The organism is Paenibacillus tianmuensis, from assembly GCF_900100345.1.
Classification (GTDB): Bacteria; Bacillota; Bacilli; order Paenibacillales; family NBRC-103111; genus Paenibacillus_G; species Paenibacillus_G tianmuensis.
Genome location: NZ_FMTT01000026.1, coordinates 1 through 20,322 on the forward strand (window position 1 = coordinate 1; position 20,322 = coordinate 20,322).

The window sequence follows — 20,322 nt, forward strand, 5'->3', positions numbered from 1 at the left end:
TTGAAAGAGGTCATCTTTGCTCCACAAACGAAAACGGGAATACACGGTTTTCCAAGGACCAAAACGTTCCGGCAAATCACGCCAAGGAGCCCCTGTTTTTACTTTCCAAAGCATTCCATTCAGCATGACTCGATTGGGCTTCGAGGGTCTGCCTTCGCCTGTATTTTCGGGTGGCAATAGACCTTGGATCCGTTCCCAATCCTGGTCCTTGATTTCGTGGCGTCGTAGCATAATTTTACAGGCCTCCTCGTGATCTCGTCCCTGTAAAATTATGCTTCGGTTTCTTCTTTGAAGCAATAGATAGTTTTCAGACACGCCCTAATTGTTGGAATCGCTAATTGTTTCTTTACCCAATAGCTAAGAAAATTTTCATGGAACCCTGCGAGATCCTGACCTGTTATTTTTGTGAGAGCCTGTAAATAAATTGAACTGTCTTTCCACGGCTTATAGTTAAGGTACGACTACATTTGGAAAGTCATTTGCCTCTGCCAACCTCGCTAAATACCCCTCCATCGATTCATCATGAAATATCCTAGGAGTAACAGGCAGCTTATTTATTGAATCCATATCATCACTCCTTACAAAAAAATGACACACTTTGTAGAATAGTATTTCTCTTGAAGTGCGTCATTTTTTTGTATAATTATTCATTATTATGAATATAATTTTTTTCTCACTAAGCTTGCGAATTTTTCTCATGTTTCGCGCGATTTTTCTCAATAATCATGCTCACACGCACTTAGTTAGAACGCGTCTTTGATCCCCTACCTTGCCTTCGGCACCGGCCTCTGCTCCTTATACTGAAGCTCGAACAGACGATAATAGTACCCGCGCTCCGCGAGAAGCTGGTAATGGTTTCCGGTCTCGCGGACCTTGCCCTTATGCATGACGATGATCTGGTCGGCATGCTGGATCGTCGACAAGCGGTGCGCCACAATCAGCGTCGTCCGATCCTCCGAAATGTTCATCAGCGCGTCCTGCACGATCAGCTCCGTCTCCGTATCGATGTTCGACGTCGCTTCGTCGAGAATGAGAATCTGCGGACGGAATGCGATGGCGCGAGCAAACGACAGCAGCTGCCGCTGACCCAGCGACAGATTGATGCCGCGCTCGCCGAGCAGCGTCTTGTAGCCGCCGGGCAGGCTGCGGATAAACTCGTCCATATGCACCATCCAGGCCGCAGCGACGACCTGCTCGTCGGCAATCTCCGGGTGATTCAACCGAATATTCGAGGCGATATCTCCGGTGAACAGGAACACGTCCTGCTGCACGATGCCGATGTAATGGCGCAGGTCGTCCAGTGGGATGTCGCGGATATCGACACCGTCGAGCTTGATGCTGCCTTTTTGAATGTCGTAGAAGCGATTCATCAATTGGATGATCGAGCTTTTGCCCGCCCCGGTCGCCCCGACGAACGCCACCGTCTGCCCTGGCCGGATCTTGAAGCTGACATCCTTCAACACCCAATCGTCCCCGTTATAGGCAAACCATACGTTCTCGAACGCAATTTCGCCGCGGATTTCCTTCGGCAGCCGCTTCGGCTGTTCCGGGTCGACGATCGCAGGCTTCTCGCCGAGCGTCTCGAAGATGCGCTCCGCGCCGACCATCGCCGTCTGAATCTGGTTATACTTCTCTGCCAAGCTCTGCAGCGGCTGGAAAAACTGCCGCACGTAATGCGTGAAAGCATACACCACCCCGAAGGTCAGGCCGCCGTCGATGACGCTGGCGCCGCCGTACCAGAGAAGCAGCGCGATAGCCAGATTGCCGAGAAAGCCGATCGCCGGCTGGAAGATCGAGTTGATGACCGTTCCCCGCATCCCTGCCCGGTAATATGCCGTATTGTGATGATCGAACTGCTCCCATTGCCGCTCTTCGCGGATAAACAACTGCGTAATCCGGATGCCGGACAAGTTTTCCGCCAGAAACGAATTGAGCCGCGACAGGATCGCCCGTGATTTCCGCATGGCATCCCGGATGACCGACCGGTACCAGAACGTAAGCACAGCCAGAAACGGCAGCACCGCAAACGACAGCAGCGCTAGCTTGACGCTGAGCTGCAGCATGACGACGACGATGCCGATCAGCACGATGACGTCTTTGATCAGGTTGACGACAACCTGCGAATAAAGTTGGTTAAGCGACTCTGTATCCTGCGTGACGCGGACGACGATCCTTCCGACGGGATTGCGGTCGAAGTAGGACATCGACATGCGGCTTAAATGCTGAAAGAGCTGCTGCCGGATGTTGAAAATGATCGTTTGCCCCGTATACTGCAACAGGTTGCTTTGCAGGTAGCTGAGCAGCGACGCGACGACGACCGCGCTGAGGAAAACGACACCCAGCCAAAGGAACCCGGTGTAATCCTGCTTGCGGAACGCCTCCAGCGCGGCGGCGTCCAGCGGTTCGGCGGCGAACGTCTGTCCTCCGGCATATACTTCCGCTTTGCCGCCCGCTTCCGCTACGGTCGCCTGCTCGGACTGCTTGGCGATCCAGCCGGCAATGAGCCAGTCTTTGCCGTCGATCCGGACAATCTGGGCTTGCTTCGTTCCAAGCTCCGGCGGGCGGGCCGACCGCTCGGCTGCGTCCGGTTCGAGCCGGACGTAAGCCCTGCCGTTCCACTCCGTCACATCCCCGTAGCTCCGCAGGCGCTCGGCCTGGGACGCTTCCGCCGACAGCATCGGCTTGTGCAGCCCGTTGATATGGCCGTCGATCGCCACCTTGATGAGATAAGGGCGCGCCAAATCGGCGACGACGATCAGGAAGGCCAGGACGACGCAAAGCGCGATCATTCGCCAATACGGCTTGGCGTAGGAAAGCAGCTTCGTCAGCAGTTGCGTATCTTTCATCGTCTTGACGGTTTTCTCCGCGTGTATATTCATGCGCCCGCCCCTCCCCGCATCAGCTGCGAAGCAGCGGTATGCCGCTCCTGTCCGTCCTCCCGCTTGGCTTCCTGATCCAGCAGTTGCTTATGGTACATGTCGGCGTAAATGCCGCCCCCGGCCAGCAATTGCTCATGATTGCCGCGCTCGACGATGCGGCCTTCGTCCATGACGACGATTTGGTCGGCGCTCTGCACCGACGAGATCCGGTGCCCGATAATGATCGTCGTGCGCCGGTCCATCACGGATTCGAGCCCTTCGAGGATCAGATCCTCCGTGATCGTATCGACCGCGGACAAACTGTCGTCGAAAATCAGCACCGACGGCTTCTTGATCACGGCCCGCGCGATGCTTACCCGCTGACGCTGCCCGCCCGACAGCGAAATGCCGCGCTCGCCGAGCGCCGTATCGAACTGGTCCGGAAATTCGACGATATTTTCGTAGACTTGGGCGATCTTGGCCGCTTCGACGACCTGCTCGTCGCTGTATGGCTTCGGATCGAACCCGATGTTGTCCCGGATTGTAGACGAGAACAGGAACTGGTCCTGCGGCACGATGCCGATCTGGCCGCGCAGCGTCCGCAGCGGAATTTCGTGAATATCGTGCCCGTCGATAAACACCGTCCCTTTCGGCGGGTTATACAGCCGTACGAGCAGATGCGCCAGCGTGCTTTTACCGCTGCCGACCCGGCCCGCGATGGCAAGGCTGGAGCCCTTCGGCACCTTGAGCGAGACGTTCCGGAGGGAGGGCCGCTTCGCTTCGGGGTAAGAAAACGTCAAATCCCGGATCTCGATCTCGCCGCCGATCGTTTGAATCTCCGGCTTCGCGACAACGTCGTCCACCACGTCCGGCTGCGTATTGAAAATTTCCAGCAGCCGCAGCTCAGACGCCTTCCCGCGCTGAAGCAAGTTAACGACCCGGCCCAAGCTTTCGATCGGCCCCATGAGAAGCGACAAATACGTATTGAAAGCGACGAATTCGCCGAGCGTAATGATGTCTTTCAGTACCATTATGCCGCCGAGTACGACCGAGACGAGAAAGCTGAGTCCGACAATCCCGGCGCTGAGCGCTCCGAACAACGAATTCGAGCGCACATACCGCCGGTTCATTTCGACGGCCCGCCGGTTATCCTGGGTGAACAGCTCCCGCTCCGCTTTTTCCTGTACGAATGCCTTGACGATCCGGATGCCTGCGGTAAACTCCTGCACGCGGCTCGTCAAATCGGAGATCGCGGATTGCATATCCGCCGACTGCTGCATAATCCGCTTGTTGAACCGGTAGGCGAGCAGGCTGAGCAGCGGCAGCGGCAGCATTGTCAGCAGCGTGAGCCAAGGATTGACCGAGCTCGTCATGGCCGCAACGGAAACGACGATCAGAAATACGGCTTCCATGACGTTGAAGTATCCTGACATCGTCACCTCGCGAATGACCCCAACGTCGCTGATGGCGTGCGACATCAAGTCCCCGATCCGCCGATTGTTGAAATATTGCGCCGACAGCTTCTCCCAGTGGACGAACAGCTCGCCGCGCACCCGCATCTCCAGCTGCCGCGACAGCCGGAACAAATAAATGCGGGAAACGGACCGGAAGAAAGCGATCCCAAACCCTGCGGCAATCATCCAGACGCCGAAACGGACCGCCTTATCATAGGTCAGCCCGCCTGCTTGGAGGCTGTCCGTAAACCGTCCAAGCAGCCAAGGAATGATCAGCTGCAGGATGGACGATATGGACAATAATGCAAAGCCCATTAGGTAAGGCAAACGGTTCCGCTTGATATGAGACCAGAATATATTGTTATTCTCCATCCGTGTTCCTCCGTCGCAATTGAAGACTATTGTAAGGGTACCGCGATCGGGTGGAAGAAACCATGGATATGTTTACCTTATAAAATGGACTATTTGACTTTTTGGAACTGCCAAATATGAATTTTGGCACACCCGCCCGGCACCCACTGTTCGAGAGGCGCCCAACGTTCGGGATCGCTCCCGTCCCACGCCCCCGGCTCCACAGCGTATTCGTCCTTCCGGGTACGGACGGCCCGCATGAACCGGTATTGATCGTCGGTAAGCCCGCTCCACAGCTCCACGAACAGCCCCGGCTGGTCGGTTCCTTCATACAGCTCCATCTGGGGGAAATCGTCGCTCAGCCTCTGAGACCATGCCAAGTATGGGAGGCGATATGACGCATCAATTCGGTATTCGACAAAAACGATACACATTTTTTTCACAGCCTTTGCTTTATTTTGGACAAGAAAATGATACACTAATAGTAATGGGCTAGAGAAGACTATTGCAAAATTAGACGTTCAGGAGGTTAGTCCATGGACACCGGAACACACCTGGTGATCGGGCTCGGCCTTGCAGGCCTGGCTTATGTCGATCCGGTTGTGGCAGCAGATCCCATGGTTTCGACAGCCGTATTGATCGGAACGGTGGCCGGTTCACAGGCGCCCGATGCCGATACGCTACTGCGGCTGAAAGGAAACGCCGCTTACATTAAAAATCACCGTGGCTTATCCCACTCGCTGCCTGCTTTGGTGCTTTGGACAGCGCTTATCTCCGGCATCCTCTGGCTTGTCTTTAACGATTTGCCGATGGCGCATGTGACCATGTGGGTGTTTATCGCGGTTGCGTTTCACGTATTCACCGATTTGTTTAATGCGTATGGAACCCAGGCGCTTCGCCCGATTTCAGAGCGATGGGTCTCGTGGAATATCATTCACATTTTCGACCCGATCATTTTCTCGTCTCACGTGCTCGCCATTTTTATATGGTCCGTTCATCTGATGCGTCCGGAAATTCTGTTTCCTATATTATACGCCTTCCTCGCCCTCTATTATATATGGCGCTCATGGACCCACTACCGGCTTGAGTCAGGGCTGCGCCTGCAGGATTCGATTTATGAGCCCGGCGACCGGTACACGCTGATCCCGACAGTCCATCTGCACCAATGGCAGATCGTGAAGCGGAAGCAGGACGGTTCGTTTCAGCTCGGGGAGCTCAAAAACCGCAAGATCCATTGGATCGACCGGGTTTCCTGCGCCGTCCACCCTGCCGTGGAGGCATCCAGGGCTCACCCGAATGTCGCTTGCTTCCTGTACTTTACTTCCTATGCCTGCGCCGAGCTGAAGGAGCACGCTTGGGGATACGAGGTGCGCTGGGCCGACGTACGCTACCGGCACCGCAAGCAGTATCCGTTCGTCGCGGTGCTGCTGCTGGACAAAAAGCTGAATACGATCGATTCGTACGTAGGCTGGGTCAGCGATTCCCGGCTCGAAAAGAAGCTGCGGATGGGCGGCGCTTAACAGGCGGGCTCATCCTCCTCTTTTTCTGCTGCCATGGAAAAAAGCTCAAGGATTTCTCCTTGAGCTTATATTCGTGAAGCTTTGTTTCCAAAGCCCTGCGGTTAGCGGGCTGCGCCGCCGGAGATGGCTTGCTCAGCGATTTGGACCAAGCGGCGGGTAATGTGACCACCGATTGCGCCTGTGTCGCGGGAAGCCATGTAACCGTAGTAGCCGTCTTGCGGAATTTGAATGCCCAGTTCTTGAGCAACCTCATACTTCAATTGCTCCAAAGCTTGGTTTGCTTGAGGTACAACCAATTGATTGCTGCTGCGGGATTGTCCTGCACCCATGTTCAGCACTCCTTTCAACGGGATGATGTCTTTGATGTATTTGCAAGCTTGCAAGCTTATTATGTGTCGTATGCCTGAACTTATACTCCCTTTTGAAAAATCAATCGCAGTTTCAAATTTTATCGGAAAGGCAGGTGCGGTCTCGTCATGACGAAAGGATTAGGGTTGTTTTTTGCCTTCGGGGGCACGGCGCTCCTCGCGTGCATCAGCTTCTTTATGGCCACGGGCAAGCCGTGGCTGGCTGCGCTGTTCGGCTTGTTGTCGATACTGTTTATCGGCGCCGGTTTTATCGTGAAAGCCAAACTGAGAAAGCGAAACAAATAAGAGCTTGCCCAGAACGAAGAAAGGTTCGTTCGGACAAGCCCTGGGATGGGCTACAGTACTACGTAGCCCATTTTTTCTTTTACCCGCTTCAGCATTTGCTCCGCTTGCGCTGCCGCGCGCTCTTGGCCTTGACGCAAAATATCGTACAGCTCGCCCGAGCTGCGGATCTCTGCATACCGCTGCTGGATCGGCTCCAGGACAGCGACGACCGCTTCAGCCAAATCCTTCTTGAACGGCCCGTAGCCTTGCCCCTCGTATTGCGCTTCGATCTCCGCAATCGTCTTGTCCGCGCACTGGGCGTAGATGCTGATCAGGTTGCTGACCTCCGGCTTGTTTTGCGGGTCGAACTTCACTTCCCGCCCCGAGTCGGTCACAGCCCGGCTTATTTTTTTGCGGATCACGTCCGGGGCATCCAGCATGGCAATGTAGCTGCCGGCGTTCGGATTGCTCTTGCTCATCTTCTTGGACGCGTCATCCAGCGACATAATCCGTGCGCCCACTTCGGGGAAGTAGCCTTTCGGAATCGTAAACGTGTCGCCGTAGCGCTGATTGAAGCGATGCGCCAGATCGCGCGTCAGCTCCAAGTGCTGCGTCTGGTCGTCGCCGACCGGGACAAGAGCCGTATCGTACAGCAAAATGTCGGCGGCCATCAGCGACGGATAAGTGAACAAACCCGCTCCGACGGATTCCTTGCCGGCGGACTTGTCTTTGAACTGCGTCATGCGTTCCAGCTCGCCCATATAGGTGAGCGTCGTCAGCAGCCAGCCGAGCTCGGCATGCGCCGGTACGGTCGATTGCAGGAATACGGTCGCCACATTCGGATCGATGCCCGCCGCCAGGTACAGCGCAGCGACGGCTTCCGACTGTTCCTTCAGCTTTTCCGGCTCCTGCGGCACCGTAATGGCATGCAGGTCTACCGCCATAAAATAACAATCGTGCGTATGTTGAAGCTTCACGTAATTTTTCAATGCGCCGATATAGTTGCCGAGCGTCAGCTGACCGCTGGGCTGCATGCCGGACAATACTCTCAATTTGGACATTTTGCAGTCCGCCTCCTTTTCTCATCTCGCCTGTAAGCTTCCCAAGAAAAACAAAAAGGCCTCCCGCCGCAAGGGACGAGAGACCGTGGTGCCACCCTAATTTACCCGCAATCGTACTGTCCAAGACAGACAGCGCGGGCCTTCAGCCTCCTGTAACGGGGAGGAAACCGGACCGGCCTACCGGCGCGCAACGCTGAATCGAAGCTTACCCGGGCCCGGGTGCGTCTGCGCACGTTCAACCTTCAGCTCAGGGACCCATTCGTTCAGCCGCCGCCCGCCGGTTCGCACCACCCACCGGCTCTCTGCAGAGCTTGCCTGCCGCCTACTTATTCCCATCATCGCTCTTATTAGACGTCATTGTACCTAAACGCCCTCCCCCTTGTCAACCTCGGAATCGGAACAGGAACGTTCACCGCCGCAGCCATGCGCTTTCCCAGACTTCATCAACTCTCAAAATCTTGTCCTATATACGAATGAAACCATTGCAAACAATCGTCCAACGGCGGGTCACGAACATTCTCGCCGTGCTTTGCTGCTGGAGAAAATCTCCAAAGCCGAACCGGCCAAAGCGCCGCACGTGTTCCCGAATTTCGACTTCGGCGCCTGATCAAAACGATTTTCCCGGGTGACAGTCCCTGGCTCCTCTGGTACAATGGAAGCGATTTACGATCGGACTATTTTACCGGACAAAGGAGAACTTTCGGAATGATAATTAAGCAGATCGACTGGCAGGGAACACCAGCCTATACGCTCGAAAACGACCACCTGATCGTCAGCATCTGTCCATCCGTCGGCAACAACGTCTACAGCATTTGGGACAAAACGCTGGAACGCGAAATGCTTCGCGTACCAACCTCGCCGTCCGAGATGGCCACCGAGCCGGTGCAATACGGCACGCCGATTCTGATGCCGCCGAACCGCATCCGCGATGGCCGCTTCACATTCGAGGGCCGCAGCTACCAATTCGAGATCAATAGCGTTCAGGGCAATCATATCCATGGCGTGATCAAGAGCCAGCCTTGGACGGTGCTTGCCACCGGCGAAAAGGACGGAGCCCTCTACATCACGTCCGTTTTTCGTCTAGTCGACGATGCACACGTGCAGCATCAATTCCCGCACGAGTTAGAGCTTGAAGTGACTTACGAGCTGCGGGGCAGCACGCTCCGTCATCTGCTGAAAGCGACCAACCGCGGCCAAACGTCCGCTCCGTTCGGCTACGGGCTGCATACATGGTTTTTGCTGGACGGCGAGCCGGAAAATTGGACGCTGCAGCTGCCGGCGATCGGCATCTGGGAGCTGGACGAAACGAGCGTGCCTCTCGGCCATATCGCGCCGCTCAGCGACAAGTGCGCGAAGCTGCCCGAAGGCGACGTGCTGAAAGGCCACAACTTGGACACTGTGTTCCAAATCGGGGATTATCCCTGCCTCGCCGTGCTGTCCGGCCCGAAGGCCGATATCCGTTACAGCGGTTCCGATCTGTTCAAGCAATGGGTCATTTATACGAAGGGTGAAGCCCGGGATTTCATCTGCCTGGAGCCGTACACTTGGGTCACCAACGCACCGAATATTAATCAGCCGGCCGAGGTGACAGGCTTCCGGGCCATCGAACCGGGAGGTTCGCTGGAGCTGGAAGTAAAGCTTGAGGTCGCTTACAAATAACGTTTAACCATAAAAATCCTTTATGCTGCAAAGAACGACAACAGTCAGTAGCGCACGCTGCTGACTTTTTTATCCCAGCTCTGCGATTAAGCGGGAAGATACCAAAAGGCTGCGCCCCAGTCAGGCGTCAGCCTTTTTTTCTTGTTTCCAGTCCGAAACACACACCTGCCCCGCTCTTCTTCGTACGATATACAAAACGAGCGAAGAAAGGCAGGCTGGACAGATGAGCATCAGCAAATCCGACTGGTTCGACGGCATTACCAAATTATTGACCGAGGATAAACAAATGAAAACCATGTTTAAGGACATGGAAAAACTGGAAAAAGAAATGACAGCTTTAATGAAGCAGATGGAAGCGCTCAAAAAGCCGAAAAATAAGAACTAGCCCCGGGCAAGCTGCTGCTTCACCGTTTCGACGGTATTTTTGAAATACGGCCGGTAATCCAGATGTTCGACAAAACGCAAAAACGTCTCTCCGATCTCCCTTACCTGCTTGGCATAAGCTGACCATTCGATATCGTACTTACCCAGTTGACGGGGGTATCTTCCCTCCCGTTCCTCCACTTCCGTGAATTCTAACCGGCCGTCGGCCTTATGCCGTACGATAAACGAGAACGCCCGGCATTCCGGGTCGCCGCAGCCGCAGCAGAAGAACGGCACACGCTGCCATTCGTCCGCCGGCGCCCAACGAAACGGCTCCACATCTTCATGGACGCTGAGCAGCAGCGCCGGAAGCCCCACGTCGATGCACAGCGGTTCGTCGATCAGCGTTTCGCCGTCAATCTCCAGTTTAACGTCGGCATGTACGATTTGCAGGTCCGCATCGAAGGACCAGTTGCTGCACGTCAGCAAAAATCCCAAGACAATCCCTCCTCCGTCAGGTGGTCACATTTACCAATTTCCTATCTGTGTATATTCTTTCGCGTGGAACATACTACCTAGTGAACGGAGGTGATATCGATGGGCGCAGGACAATCCCGCAGCAGCAACCAATTGGTCGTACCTCAAGCTAACCAAGCTTTGGAGCAGTTGAAGTATGAAGTTGCTCAAGAGTTGGGCATTCAGATTCCTCAAGACGGTTATTATGGCTTCATGGCTACCCGTGATACCGGAGCAATCGGGGGTCACATCACTCGTCGTCTGGTTCAAATCGCCGAGCAGCAGCTGGCTGGCAAGTTCACAAGATAATGCACGACCTCAATACTTAACCGGGCGGCTCCTTCGGGACCGCCTTTTTCCGTTGCCATTCATTATAACAAAACTATCATTTGCTTTCTATTTGATCCCGAAGTTGCGCAGCAATCATTCGCCGGCCTTCACCGCGTGTTCGACGTTAATCGCATAAAGACAGACTTCCCTATCCGTACCCGCACTTGGGACCATACCTTCAAAACGCATTCCCAGCTTTTCCAATAGCTTGGCCGACGAGTGATTATCTTTATAGGTAATAGCCACAATGCGTTTGAGACCCAGTTCGGATTTAGCATAAGCCATCGCGGCGGAAGCCGCCTCGAAGGCGTACCCTTTCCCCCGGAATTCGGGAAGAAAAGTATATCCAACATCGACATCCTCTAAGAAATCTCGTTTGGCAAATCCGCAGATGCCGATCGGCGTGCCCCCCTCTTTCAATTCCGTCAAATAAAATCCGAACCCCAAACGAGCATACGTGTCCAGCGGTCCTTTTATAATAAAGCTCCGCGCCTCATCGAGCGTTTTCACGCCTTTATCCCCGATGTACCGAATCCAGGAAGGATCGTTCATAAGCTCCAGGATAAACGACGCATCCTCTAGGGTCTGGTGGCGAAGAACCAGCCGGTCGGTTTCGAGCACTTTCATCATTGTTACCCCCGGTTGTTTATACGCTTAACAATCCAAAAAGTTCCATATCTCCCCTTTTAAAATCAAAAAAACCTCCCGATCCAGCGATCAAGGGAGGGTGTACGTTATATCGAACAATTAGAGCATCAGAAGGATTAAATTTAGTTGAAAACAAAAAAGAATGTAGAAAGTTATAATGGGATAAAAGGTAACCTAGGTATGAGTGCAGTAAGCTTGGTCAATCAAAAATCGCGTTTGTTTTTATTGGACTCGCCAACCAAATTCGCCATGTTATAGTTTGATTCGAAGGTCACGCTGGTGCAAAGCAAGTCTTGGCGCATCGCGAATTCAAACTGAATCTCCCCGTGCGTCCAACGTTTTAGCTTCAACGATTCCAGAGCGGTATGGCGGAACGAAAGCTGCTGGCTTTCGGACAGGCCGCGCTCTGACATCTTGATCTCCGTACCCTTGCTCTCCAGAGGAAAATGCCGGATGCCGAACTTTCCAACCATGTTATTTCGAATCTGGACGAAAACCGTCCCCGAGGTAAGCTGAGCCAGCTCCTCTTTCAATTCACGAAACACCAAATCCAACTGTCTGGCTAAAGGCAACTGTTCTAAAATCACAGAGTTCCTCCTTTCAAGTAGTGTAATTGGAATATTATGTATACCTGAGGCTCTAGACCCATTATAGGACAATATAACCACGTTGACAACAAATTTTTTTCATAAAATAAACGATAATTCAACAAAATTTTACATTGTTAGACATCGTGCAGTTGTCACCGATTTCATTCCGGCCATCAAGCGGCCCCTCAAAACAAGCTTAAGCCCCGCCTACAATAGGCGGGGCCAAAAATTACTCCGTCAAGCGCAGGAACTCGTTAACGTCGGCGATCGTGACGTCCATCGCCTGCTGCCAGAAGTCCGGCTTGCGCAGGTCGACGCCGAGATGCTTGCTCGCCAAGTCTTCGACCGTCATCCGTCCGGTATCGCGCAGCAGCGCGATGTACTGGTCTTCGAACGCCGCGCCCCGGCGGAGCGCTTCGGCGTACAAACCGGTGCTGAACATGTAGCCGAAGGTGTACGGGAAATTGTAGAACGGCACGTCCGTTAAGTAAAAATGCATTTTCGATGCCCAGAAGTGCGGATGATACTCGGCAAGCGTATTCCGGTATGCCTTCTTCTGAGCGGCTTCCATCAATTCGTTCAACCGCTCAATGCTCACGATCCCGTGGCGGCGCGCTTCGTAAAAGTCCGTTTCGAACAAGAACCGGGCATGAATGTTCATATAGAATGCGACCGAGCCCTGAATCTTATTCTCAAGCAGTGTGATGCGTTCTTCGTCGGTGGTCGCCCCTTTCACCGCCGCGTCGGAGACGACCATCTCGGCGAACGTGGAAGCCGTCTCGGCGACGTTCATGGCGTACTCTTGAGCCAACGCCGGCAGATCGTTCATCACATGCTGATGATAGGCGTGTCCGAGCTCGTGCGCAAGTGTCGATACATTCGATGCGGTGCCCGCATACGTCATAAAGATGCGCGTTTCTTCGGAGATGGGAAACGACGTGCAGAAGCCGCCGGGACGTTTGCCTGCGCGATCCTCCGCTTCGATCCAGCCATTCTCGAACGCCATCACGGTGAAATCGGCCATCTTCGGGCTGAAGCGGCGGAACTGCTCTACGATGAGCTGCGCGCCCTGATCGTAGCTGAACGTCGTATTGCCGTCTCCGACCGGAGCGTCGACGTCATGCCATGTCAATTTCTCAACGCCCAGCAGCTTCGCTTTCCGCTCCAGGTAACGGACGAACACGTCTTTGCTTTGCTCGATCACGCCCCACATCGCATCCAGCGTTTCCTTCGACATCCGGTTGATGGTTAGCGGCTCCCGATGAATCTCATCCCAGCCCCGGCGTTCATACAGCTTTAGCCGGAAGCCGCCCAGGTGATTGAGCGCGTCGGCGCAGTAATCGGCATGCTTCGCCCATTCCCGCTCCCACAGCTCGAATACCCGCTGCCGCACGCCGCGGTCCGGGCTGTACATTTTGTTGGCGGCTTGTCCCGCCGACAACTCCGTAACGACCCCGTTTTCTTCGAACGGGATGCTGAATTTGCTCACGGTCGTGTTGTACAGCTCGCCCCAACCGTGATACCCGTCCACGGCAAGGTCGTGGATCAGCGCCTCCTGCTCCGGCGGCAGCTTCTCCGAAGCGAGCCGACGCCGCTCTTCAAGCGGGTAAGCGATTTCACTAAGCTCCGCGTGAGCAAGCAAGCCTTGCCAAGCCGGTTCAGGAATGCGCCGCAGGAAATCGTCGAACCGCGTCAAAGCGGAAGCGAAGGTGGCTTGAATCGACTTCACCTGCCCGGTTAGCTGGACCGCCCGCTTGTCGTTCTGATTTTCTGCCGTCAGGCAGCCGGTGAACGACTCCGCTTCGCGTATTTTCAATAAGGCCGTTTGCGCCAGCACGATCACGGGAAGCAGCGTTGCCGATTGCTCGGCCGTTTCCGGTACGGCCAACCCGCTTAACGTCTCGTCCAGTTCGGCGATGTTCGATTGCAGCTCTTTCAAAAATTGAATAAAAGCATTAGACCCGCTGCCTCCCGGAAAAAAGCGTTCCAAATTCCAAGTTTGCGGCAAAGCATTACGCATGCTATACACCTTCCTTATTTATACATTATGTATCTCTTCCCATTAAACCACAATTTGGCGTAAAACCAAAATGGTGTGGCCCCATTTTTTGGTTGAATTTCAGGTCTCGGATATGATTAAATGGAGACTATAAACCTTTAGACTGGAGGGACTGCGAATGAGACCTTTGCAGATTTCACCCGAGACGGCGCAGAAACTCGCGAAGGAATTGAACGTTCCGATCGAACACCTGATGCATATGCCTCAGCACATTCTTCTGCAGAAGCTGGCCGAGCTGGCCGGAAAGGCGAAGGACAATTCCACGACTGCGGCACCGGATCAAGATTCCGGCGTTTCCGGCCGGGAGTAAACGTATGATACCTTTTGAGAATACATGGCCCTATGAACGGATCGGACAAGACGTGTACGTTCATAGCTGCCCCTTTTGCCACGCTGCCAATGTTTTGTTGCCGCTCAAGCTTAAAGACCTCTCGGAACTTCGCGAAGGCGTCAAAAAGCTGCTCGTCTTCCCCTGCTGCCGAAATAGAGAGACGCTGGTCGATGCCGACCAAGATTATTTGCTTGCGGGCCGTCCGCTGCGCCGATACGGCAAAGAGTAAGCGTTCCCGTCTTCCCAGGAAACCATCTTCATGGATTGCTTTTGTTCTATCGCGCGAATCAAACAAGGCAAAAAAACGCTTGAAGCATTCTCGGATCGATGCCGGGAAGCTTGAAGCGTTTTTGCGTTAAAGGCATCAGGTCAATTCCTGGGTCTCGGGTTCGAGAACGACCGAATCCGCAAGCACATTCTCACGGGTCACGGCCCACTGCTCGCGGCATGCCCGAATCATGCCAGCATCCATGATGCGCTTGTCGTTAACGACGCGCGAGAACCATTTGACCGCTTGGTTATACTGCTTCAGCCGGCGGTTGAGCTCCCCCATCAGGTACATCAAACGGGCATTGTTCATCTCCCCCGCTTCCGTCTCGAACGCCCGCGTGTATTCGTCCAGCGCATGCTGCAAAAAACGGGCTTCCTGCGCCTCGTCGTTCCGATAGCGGTAAAGCCAGGCAATATGGTGCAGCAGACCTGCGGTGATGCGCCCTTTATCGTTGACCGTCTGGGCCGTGACGAGCGAAAGCTTGTAGGCGTAGAGCGCATCCTCCCACGTCCGTTCGCCCCCGTAGTCTTTGTACGTCCAATGGTCGGCGATTTTTTCGCGGAATGCGTTTTTTTGCGCAGGCGTTAGCCGGTCCTTGGAATTTTCCGTCCCCGCAAACCCGCAGTGGGGGCAGATGCGTACGACATAAAAGTCGGGGTTGATATCCTTATAATGAACGCAGAAATCGGTGTCGGTGCCGGACGCCTTCTTGAAGCTCGGGCGAACGCGGGACGTTTGAAATACGACGTCGCAGTGATGACATCTGACGCTGACTTGAAATAAAGGTTCGACCACGGGACACACTTCCTTCGATCAGCTTCGTTTTCTGGTCTCGATAAGCTTCGTTAGCTGCTGCTCTGGCTGTTGATAAAATGATACGCCGGACCCTTCAGCCGCTCCAGTACGGCAAGCCGAAGCTCCCGGTCCATTCCCGTTTCTTCCAGCGCCTCCGCCATACAGCCGAGCCAGGCGTCCGCGCGCTCCGGCGTGATCGGGAACGGCAAATGCCGCGCACGCATCATCGGATGCCCGTACTGCCCGGAATACAGCGGCGGTCCGCCGAAAAACTGCGTCAGGAACAAATACTGCTTTTCCATGACCGGCGTAATATCTTCCGGGAACAGGGGCCCCAACAGCGGATGCGCCTGCACCTTCGGGTAAAAAGCCTCCACTATGCTGCGGATGGCCGCCTCCCCGCCGATCGCTTCGTAAAACGTCAACTCCCGTTCTCCTCGGGTCATACGGTTCATCTCCTAACGAAAAAAGATGCTAAGCTGCCTTGCGCCTTAGCATCGTTATTTTGTCAAACGCTTTATACATCTTCTTCGCCCGATGTCATCAACGTCTCCCTAATGACATACACAAAAGCGCATACGAGAATTCCAGCAATGATACCCATCATCTGAAATCACTCCCATTCTCATATTGGTACTATTGTACCATACATCGCTTGAAAATTCAGCCTTTTTCTGACGGCCCAGCGATTTTTTCGTCCCCTTGTCCGCGCGTCCGCGAGGCATGTCTCCCCGCAGCGGCTCATATATCAGAATGACAGGCCTTTTTCGAAAGGAAGTGGTACCTTTGCTTGGCAAACGAATATCCGTCCATGTCGCCGCATCGCTCGCCATCCTGCTGGCCTGCTTGATGCTCGCTTTCCCCTCCGAGGCGTTTCAAGCCTCGCTGAAAGGGGTGTCCATCTGGTGGGACGTGCTGTTTCCGGCGCTGTTCCCGTTTTTCGTCATCACCGAAATCATGCTCGGGCTGGGCATCGTGCATTTTTTCGGCATGCTGCTCGATCCGATGATGCGGCCGGTATTCCGCGTTCCCGGCATCGGGGGCTTCGTCATGGCTATGGGCTTCGCCTCCGGCTATCCGATCGGCGCGCGCCTGACATCACAGCTGTGGACGCAGCGGCTCGTCAACCGGGAAGAGGGCGAACGGCTGGTCGCTTTTACGACATCGTCCGACCCGATCTTTCTGATCGGCGCCGTAGCCGTCGGTTTTTTCCACGATGCCGCGCTTGCGGGCGTGCTCGCCGCGGCGCATTACGGCTCGGCTCTGATGATCGGCCTCCTGATGCGGTTTCACGGCAGGCCGGGGAAGCACGCCGACGAATACCGCCAGCCGGCGTTCACATCTCTCCCGGAAGCCTCCCCCGACCAGCCGCTGTGGCGCCGCGCTTTCGAAGCCATGCACCACGCCCGGATGAACGACGGCCGGACGCTGGGCACGATGCTGCAGCAGGCGCTCGCTTCGGGGCTGCAGATGATTTTCGTGATCGGCGGGCTCGTCGTCTTCTTCTCCGTCGTCATGGAGGTGATGGCTTCCGCGAAGGTGATGAGCTTGTTCTACGCGGCCATCGAATCGGTGCTGGGCGTCTTCGGATTACCGCTCCCGCTCGCCGAAGCGGTAGCCAGCGGCTTCTTCGAGGTAACGCTTGGGGCCAAAGCCGCAGGTGCGGCAGCCGGCGTACCGCTGGTATATCAGGTGGCGATCGCCGCATGGGTGCTGTCCTGGGCGGGACTTTCGGTGCATGCGCAAATCATCAGCCTGCTGCACCATACGAACCTTCGGTACGCGCCGTTCGTCGCGGCCCGGTTCATCCACAGTCTGCTGGCGGCCGGGCTTGTCATCGCTTTGTGGCGGCCGCTTGCCCCTTATCATGACGCGCTTGCCGCCTTTTTTCCCGAGCCGGATATGACCCGCCCGCTGGAGACGCTGACGCAGCATACGCTTCCGGCGGCCGGGCTTACGTTTGCTGCAGTGCTGGGCGCATCGCTAGTCCTATCGTTCTGCTTTCTTATAGCCAAAAGATGTATGAAGCGGATTCGATCATAAGATACTACTAGGAACCAACAGAAGCGTATCCGGTTCCTTCTGCTTCCGAAGTCGAGGAGCCAAATTCAGGGTCGAGGTGAAACGATGTATACGATGTTCCATCGAAGAGATTTGGCGCTGCCGCCTGCCATCGGGCGATTGACCGAGCTTGCTTTCAATCTGTGGTTTAGCTGGAACGACGGGGCCAAGGAGCTGTTCGCGGCGATCGAGCCGAAGCTGTGGGACCAGTTCCGGCACAATCCCGTGCGCTTGTTGACGGAAACGGATGCAGCCGTGCTGAAGGAACGCTCGGAGGACGAAGCCTTCCTGCAGCGGTACCGCGACGTCATGGCCGAGTGGGACGCGTACCGCGAGGCGGAAACGTGGTTTCAGAAGGAGTACCCGCAGCACACCCATCAGGCGATCGCTTATTTCTCGGCGGAATTCGGCTTTCATGAATCGCTTCCGATATATTCGGGAGGGCTTGGCGTTCTGGCCGGGGACCACTGCAAATCGGCCAGCGACTTGGGTGTACCGCTGGTCGGCATAGGATTGCTTTACAAGAAAGGTTACTTCGATCAAAAGCTTGATACGGAGGGCGGGCAGCTGGCCGAAAATATCGCCTACGACTTCAACAAGCTGCCGATCGTTCCCGCCTACGTTCCGGTGCTGGAAGGCCAAGCGGCCGAAGGTCAAGGGGATGGCGCGCCTCCGCTGCGGGAATTGACTGTTGATGTGCCGCTGGCTGACCGGACCGTCCACTTGAAGGTATGGCAGGTGCAGGTCGGCCGCGTGCCGGTCTATTTGCTCGATGCCGACTTGGAGGAAAACAGCCCCTGGGACCGCGAGCTGACGGCTCAGCTGTACGGCGGGAACCAGGATATCCGGATTGCGCAGGAGGTGCTGCTCGGCGTCGGCGGCGTCAAAGCGCTGCGGGCGCTGGGGATTCCGACCGGCACGTTCCATATCAACGAAGGGCATGCCGCGTTTCTATCGTTCGAGCGAATCCGTGAGCAGTTGGACAAAGGCCTGCCGTTTCACGTCGCGCTGGAGGTCATCCGCGCCAGCACCGTATTTACGACGCATACGCCGGTACCGGCCGGGCATGATGCGTTCCCGCTCCCGATGTTCGAATATTATTTCAGCCGCCTGTTCGCCGATTATCCGTCCGTCCGGCGGGAATGGACCCGGCTTGGACTCGACGAACCGAAGCTGCTGTTCAACATGACTCACCTTGCCCTGAACACCTCCACGCTGCGCAACGGAGTCAGCAAGCTGCACGGCCACGTGTCGCGTGAGATGTTCCGGGCTTTCCACGGCGGCATCGACATCCCGGAGGTGCCGATCGGGCATGTGACCAACGGCGTCCACCTGAGCACATGGCTCGCCCCCGAGCTCAAGGAGCTGTTCGACCGCTTTTTACCGGGGACGTGGCTGAGCCATCAAGCCAACAAAGACGTATGGAAAACCGTCGATCTGGTGCCGGGCGAATCGCTCTGGTCCGTTCATATGGAGCTTAAGCAGCGGATGATCCGGCTCGCCCGCGCCAACCTGCGCGAGCAGCGGCGCCGCAACAGACCGGCGGACCGGATCGAGGAGGTCCGGGACTACTTGTCCCCCGACGCGCTGACCATCGGCTTCGCCCGGCGGTTCGCGACGTACAAGCGGGCCAATCTCATCTTCAACGATTTGGAGCGGCTGGACCTCTTGGTGAACGATCCGAACCGGCCCGTGCAGTTCGTCTTCGCGGGCAAGGCGCACCCGGCCGACCGCCCCGGACAAGAGCTGATCCGCGAAATCTACAGGGTGTCCGAGATGGACCGCTTCCGCGGAAAAATCGTGCTGCTCGAAAATTACGACATGAACATGGCGCGGCATCTGGTGCAGGGGGTGGACGTATGGCTCAACAACCCGCGGCGGCCGTATGAGGCGAGCGGCACCAGCGGCCAAAAAGCCGCGATGAACGGCGTCATCAACTTCAGCGTGCTGGACGGCTGGTGGGAGGAAGGCTACGACGGCGCCAACGGCTGGAGCATCGAAGCAAGCGACGGGGCGGATGCCGGTACGCAGGAGCGCGAGAACACCGAAGCGATCTACCGTCTGCTCGAAACGGAGATCGTGCCGCTCTATTACAATCAACGCCCGCTGCCGACCCAATGGATCGCCCGGATGAAGCGTTCGATCCGCACGCTCGCGCCGGTATATAATTCGGACCGGATGGTCATGGAGTACGTGAACGAATTTTACGTCCCCGCCTTGAAGCGGACGCAGCATTTCGTGGCCAACCGCTATGACGAAGCGACCAAAGTCGCCGATTACAAGAGGTTTATCCGGAAAAACTGGCATCACGTCCGCGTCGCCGAGCTGAACGATCCCCTGGCTCATACGAACGCAACCTCTCCTAAGGAGGTCACGGCCACGGTGAAATTCGGATCGGTCTGGTATAAAGATACGGCGGTCGAGATTATCTATTACGAGGAAAAAGCGGGCCGCTGGGACCCGGTGATCGTGACGATGGAGCCCGTGCGCGAGCTCGGAGACAATACCGTGCTGTACCGGGCGGTTCTTCCGCCCCATCTCCAGCACGGCCCCCATTACAGCGTTCGCGTGTATCCGGTGAGCGCGAACTTCGCCCGCCGCTTCGAATTGCCGCTGGTTACGACCTTTTAACGGAACGTCGGGTCGAGTCTCGATCCAGCCTTTGTTCCGGGCGAGGCGCAACGGCGCACCGCGTCCGGAGATCGAACCGATACGCCGGACATTTCTCCCACCGCCAATCACTTGCCGCCAATCATCCCGCTCCCGCGAGCGGGATTTTCTTTGTTTCCACATCAAAAAGCAAACTCCGGACGGAAAACAGCA

At 55.7% G+C, this 20,322-nt stretch carries 21 protein-coding genes; 9 read left to right on the plus strand and 12 right to left on the minus strand.

The window, feature by feature from the left end:
* From BLO51_RS16885 to BLO51_RS16900, 4 genes are all read right to left on the minus strand, one after another.
* Window positions 1-231: transposase (locus BLO51_RS16885; RefSeq protein WP_143006906.1), on the minus strand; the 231-nt coding region annotated here is incomplete at its 3' end.
* A 533-nt stretch (window positions 232-764) separates the two neighbouring features.
* The gene (locus BLO51_RS16890; protein ID WP_090673762.1) at window positions 765-2,879 is read right to left on the minus strand and encodes an ABC transporter ATP-binding protein; all 2,115 of its coding nucleotides are present in this window, start codon (window positions 2,877-2,879) and stop codon (window positions 765-767) included.
* A complete protein-coding gene (locus BLO51_RS16895) occupies window positions 2,876-4,684 on the minus strand; it encodes an ABC transporter ATP-binding protein (protein WP_090673763.1) in 1,809 nt (602 codons plus the stop codon). Before BLO51_RS16895 ends, BLO51_RS16890 begins: the two co-directional genes overlap by 4 nt.
* Window positions 4,685-4,773: 89 nt before the next feature.
* Window positions 4,774-5,043 carry a hypothetical protein gene (locus tag BLO51_RS16900; RefSeq protein WP_217266751.1) on the minus strand — a complete coding sequence of 90 codons (270 nt, stop codon included), beginning with the start codon at window positions 5,041-5,043 and terminating at the stop codon, window positions 4,774-4,776.
* A 156-nt stretch (window positions 5,044-5,199) separates the two neighbouring features.
* Between BLO51_RS16900 and BLO51_RS16905 the strand changes: the two genes are divergently transcribed.
* Window positions 5,200-6,183 (plus strand): metal-dependent hydrolase, encoded by a 984-nt coding sequence (locus tag BLO51_RS16905; protein WP_090673766.1) that lies wholly within the window; start codon window positions 5,200-5,202, stop codon window positions 6,181-6,183.
* Window positions 6,184-6,284: 101 nt separating this feature from the next.
* Here BLO51_RS16905 and BLO51_RS16910 read toward each other — a convergent pair whose 3' ends face one another.
* Window positions 6,285-6,512: an alpha/beta-type small acid-soluble spore protein gene (locus BLO51_RS16910; RefSeq protein ID WP_036693330.1), complete on the minus strand. Its 228-nt coding sequence runs from the start codon at window positions 6,510-6,512 to the stop codon at window positions 6,285-6,287.
* Between the two features lie 147 nt (window positions 6,513-6,659).
* Between BLO51_RS16910 and BLO51_RS29290 the strand changes: the two genes are divergently transcribed.
* Window positions 6,660-6,836, plus strand: a complete 177-nt coding sequence (locus tag BLO51_RS29290) for a DUF5325 family protein (protein ID WP_167670241.1) — start codon at window positions 6,660-6,662, stop codon at window positions 6,834-6,836.
* A 50-nt stretch (window positions 6,837-6,886) separates the two neighbouring features.
* On the opposite strand, the gene trpS is transcribed toward BLO51_RS29290, so the two are convergent.
* Window positions 6,887-7,876, minus strand: coding sequence for a tryptophan--tRNA ligase (gene trpS, locus BLO51_RS16915; RefSeq protein WP_090673768.1), 990 nt, complete (start codon window positions 7,874-7,876; stop codon window positions 6,887-6,889).
* A gap of 705 nt (window positions 7,877-8,581) precedes the next feature.
* Here trpS and BLO51_RS16925 point away from each other — a divergent pair.
* Both BLO51_RS16925 and BLO51_RS29295 read left to right on the plus strand, forming a co-directional pair.
* Window positions 8,582-9,535: an aldose 1-epimerase gene (locus BLO51_RS16925; RefSeq protein WP_174551264.1), complete on the plus strand. Its 954-nt coding sequence runs from the start codon at window positions 8,582-8,584 to the stop codon at window positions 9,533-9,535.
* Window positions 9,536-9,758: 223 nt separating this feature from the next.
* The gene (locus tag BLO51_RS29295) at window positions 9,759-9,920 is read left to right on the plus strand and encodes a hypothetical protein (RefSeq protein ID WP_167670242.1); all 162 of its coding nucleotides are present in this window, start codon (window positions 9,759-9,761) and stop codon (window positions 9,918-9,920) included.
* On the opposite strand, the gene BLO51_RS16930 is transcribed toward BLO51_RS29295, so the two are convergent.
* Window positions 9,917-10,396 carry a hypothetical protein gene (locus tag BLO51_RS16930; RefSeq protein ID WP_090673770.1) on the minus strand — a complete coding sequence of 160 codons (480 nt, stop codon included), beginning with the start codon at window positions 10,394-10,396 and terminating at the stop codon, window positions 9,917-9,919. The genes BLO51_RS29295 and BLO51_RS16930 overlap by 4 nt on opposite strands.
* Before the next feature lie 99 nt (window positions 10,397-10,495).
* On the opposite strand from BLO51_RS16930, the gene BLO51_RS16935 reads away from it, so the two are divergent.
* Window positions 10,496-10,723: an alpha/beta-type small acid-soluble spore protein gene (locus BLO51_RS16935; RefSeq protein WP_090673771.1), complete on the plus strand. Its 228-nt coding sequence runs from the start codon at window positions 10,496-10,498 to the stop codon at window positions 10,721-10,723.
* 114 nt (window positions 10,724-10,837) lie between these two features.
* On the opposite strand, the gene BLO51_RS16940 is transcribed toward BLO51_RS16935, so the two are convergent.
* From BLO51_RS16940 to BLO51_RS16950, 3 genes are all read right to left on the minus strand, one after another.
* Window positions 10,838-11,371 carry a GNAT family N-acetyltransferase gene (locus BLO51_RS16940; RefSeq protein WP_090673773.1) on the minus strand — a complete coding sequence of 178 codons (534 nt, stop codon included), beginning with the start codon at window positions 11,369-11,371 and terminating at the stop codon, window positions 10,838-10,840.
* Between the two features lie 224 nt (window positions 11,372-11,595).
* On the minus strand, window positions 11,596-11,979 hold the full coding sequence (locus BLO51_RS16945) for an O-methyltransferase (protein WP_090673775.1): 384 nt from the start codon (window positions 11,977-11,979) through the stop codon (window positions 11,596-11,598).
* Between the two features lie 232 nt (window positions 11,980-12,211).
* Window positions 12,212-14,002 carry a M3 family oligoendopeptidase gene (locus tag BLO51_RS16950; RefSeq protein WP_090673777.1) on the minus strand — a complete coding sequence of 597 codons (1,791 nt, stop codon included), beginning with the start codon at window positions 14,000-14,002 and terminating at the stop codon, window positions 12,212-12,214.
* Window positions 14,003-14,159: 157 nt separating this feature from the next.
* On the opposite strand from BLO51_RS16950, the gene BLO51_RS16955 reads away from it, so the two are divergent.
* Both BLO51_RS16955 and BLO51_RS16960 read left to right on the plus strand, forming a co-directional pair.
* Window positions 14,160-14,351, plus strand: coding sequence for a YycC family protein (locus BLO51_RS16955; protein ID WP_090673778.1), 192 nt, complete (start codon window positions 14,160-14,162; stop codon window positions 14,349-14,351).
* 4 nt (window positions 14,352-14,355) lie between these two features.
* Window positions 14,356-14,601, plus strand: a complete 246-nt coding sequence (locus tag BLO51_RS16960; RefSeq protein ID WP_090673780.1) for a hypothetical protein — start codon at window positions 14,356-14,358, stop codon at window positions 14,599-14,601.
* Between the two features lie 135 nt (window positions 14,602-14,736).
* Here the strand turns inward: BLO51_RS16960 and BLO51_RS16965 are convergent, their stop codons facing one another.
* Together BLO51_RS16965 and BLO51_RS16970 are read right to left on the minus strand one after the other, a co-directional pair.
* Window positions 14,737-15,438, minus strand: coding sequence for a DUF2225 domain-containing protein (locus BLO51_RS16965; RefSeq protein ID WP_090673781.1), 702 nt, complete (start codon window positions 15,436-15,438; stop codon window positions 14,737-14,739).
* A gap of 50 nt (window positions 15,439-15,488) precedes the next feature.
* Window positions 15,489-15,884, minus strand: coding sequence for a globin domain-containing protein (locus BLO51_RS16970; RefSeq protein WP_090673783.1), 396 nt, complete (start codon window positions 15,882-15,884; stop codon window positions 15,489-15,491).
* Between the two features lie 340 nt (window positions 15,885-16,224).
* Here BLO51_RS16970 and ylbJ point away from each other — a divergent pair, with 340 nt between their 5' ends.
* On the plus strand, window positions 16,225-17,481 hold the full coding sequence (ylbJ, locus tag BLO51_RS16975; protein WP_090673786.1) for a sporulation integral membrane protein YlbJ: 1,257 nt from the start codon (window positions 16,225-16,227) through the stop codon (window positions 17,479-17,481).
* 93 nt (window positions 17,482-17,574) lie between these two features.
* Complete coding sequence (gene glgP, locus BLO51_RS16980) at window positions 17,575-20,130, plus strand: alpha-glucan family phosphorylase (RefSeq protein WP_245719702.1); 2,556 nt, start codon at window positions 17,575-17,577, stop codon at window positions 20,128-20,130.
* The last annotated feature ends 192 nt before the right edge of the window (window positions 20,131-20,322 follow it).

Coding starts and splice junctions, on each gene's coding strand:
- BLO51_RS16890 (WP_090673762.1), bottom strand. CDS start 2,879: ATGAATATACACGCGGAGAAAACCGTCAAGACGATGAAAGATACGCAA.
- BLO51_RS16895 (WP_090673763.1), bottom strand. CDS start 4,684: ATGGAGAATAACAATATATTCTGGTCTCATATCAAGCGGAACCGTTTG.
- BLO51_RS16905 (WP_090673766.1), top strand. CDS start 5,200: ATGGACACCGGAACACACCTGGTGATCGGGCTCGGCCTTGCAGGCCTG.
- BLO51_RS16910 (WP_036693330.1), bottom strand. CDS start 6,512: ATGGGTGCAGGACAATCCCGCAGCAGCAATCAATTGGTTGTACCTCAA.
- BLO51_RS29290 (WP_167670241.1), top strand. CDS start 6,660: ATGACGAAAGGATTAGGGTTGTTTTTTGCCTTCGGGGGCACGGCGCTC.
- trpS (WP_090673768.1), bottom strand. CDS start 7,876: ATGTCCAAATTGAGAGTATTGTCCGGCATGCAGCCCAGCGGTCAGCTG.
- BLO51_RS16925 (WP_174551264.1), top strand. CDS start 8,582: ATGATAATTAAGCAGATCGACTGGCAGGGAACACCAGCCTATACGCTC.
- BLO51_RS29295 (WP_167670242.1), top strand. CDS start 9,759: ATGAGCATCAGCAAATCCGACTGGTTCGACGGCATTACCAAATTATTG.
- BLO51_RS16935 (WP_090673771.1), top strand. CDS start 10,496: ATGGGCGCAGGACAATCCCGCAGCAGCAACCAATTGGTCGTACCTCAA.
- BLO51_RS16940 (WP_090673773.1), bottom strand. CDS start 11,371: ATGAAAGTGCTCGAAACCGACCGGCTGGTTCTTCGCCACCAGACCCTA.
- BLO51_RS16950 (WP_090673777.1), bottom strand. CDS start 14,002: ATGCGTAATGCTTTGCCGCAAACTTGGAATTTGGAACGCTTTTTTCCG.
- BLO51_RS16955 (WP_090673778.1), top strand. CDS start 14,160: ATGAGACCTTTGCAGATTTCACCCGAGACGGCGCAGAAACTCGCGAAG.
- BLO51_RS16960 (WP_090673780.1), top strand. CDS start 14,356: ATGATACCTTTTGAGAATACATGGCCCTATGAACGGATCGGACAAGAC.
- BLO51_RS16970 (WP_090673783.1), bottom strand. CDS start 15,884: ATGACCCGAGGAGAACGGGAGTTGACGTTTTACGAAGCGATCGGCGGG.
- glgP (WP_245719702.1), top strand. CDS start 17,575: ATGTTCCATCGAAGAGATTTGGCGCTGCCGCCTGCCATCGGGCGATTG.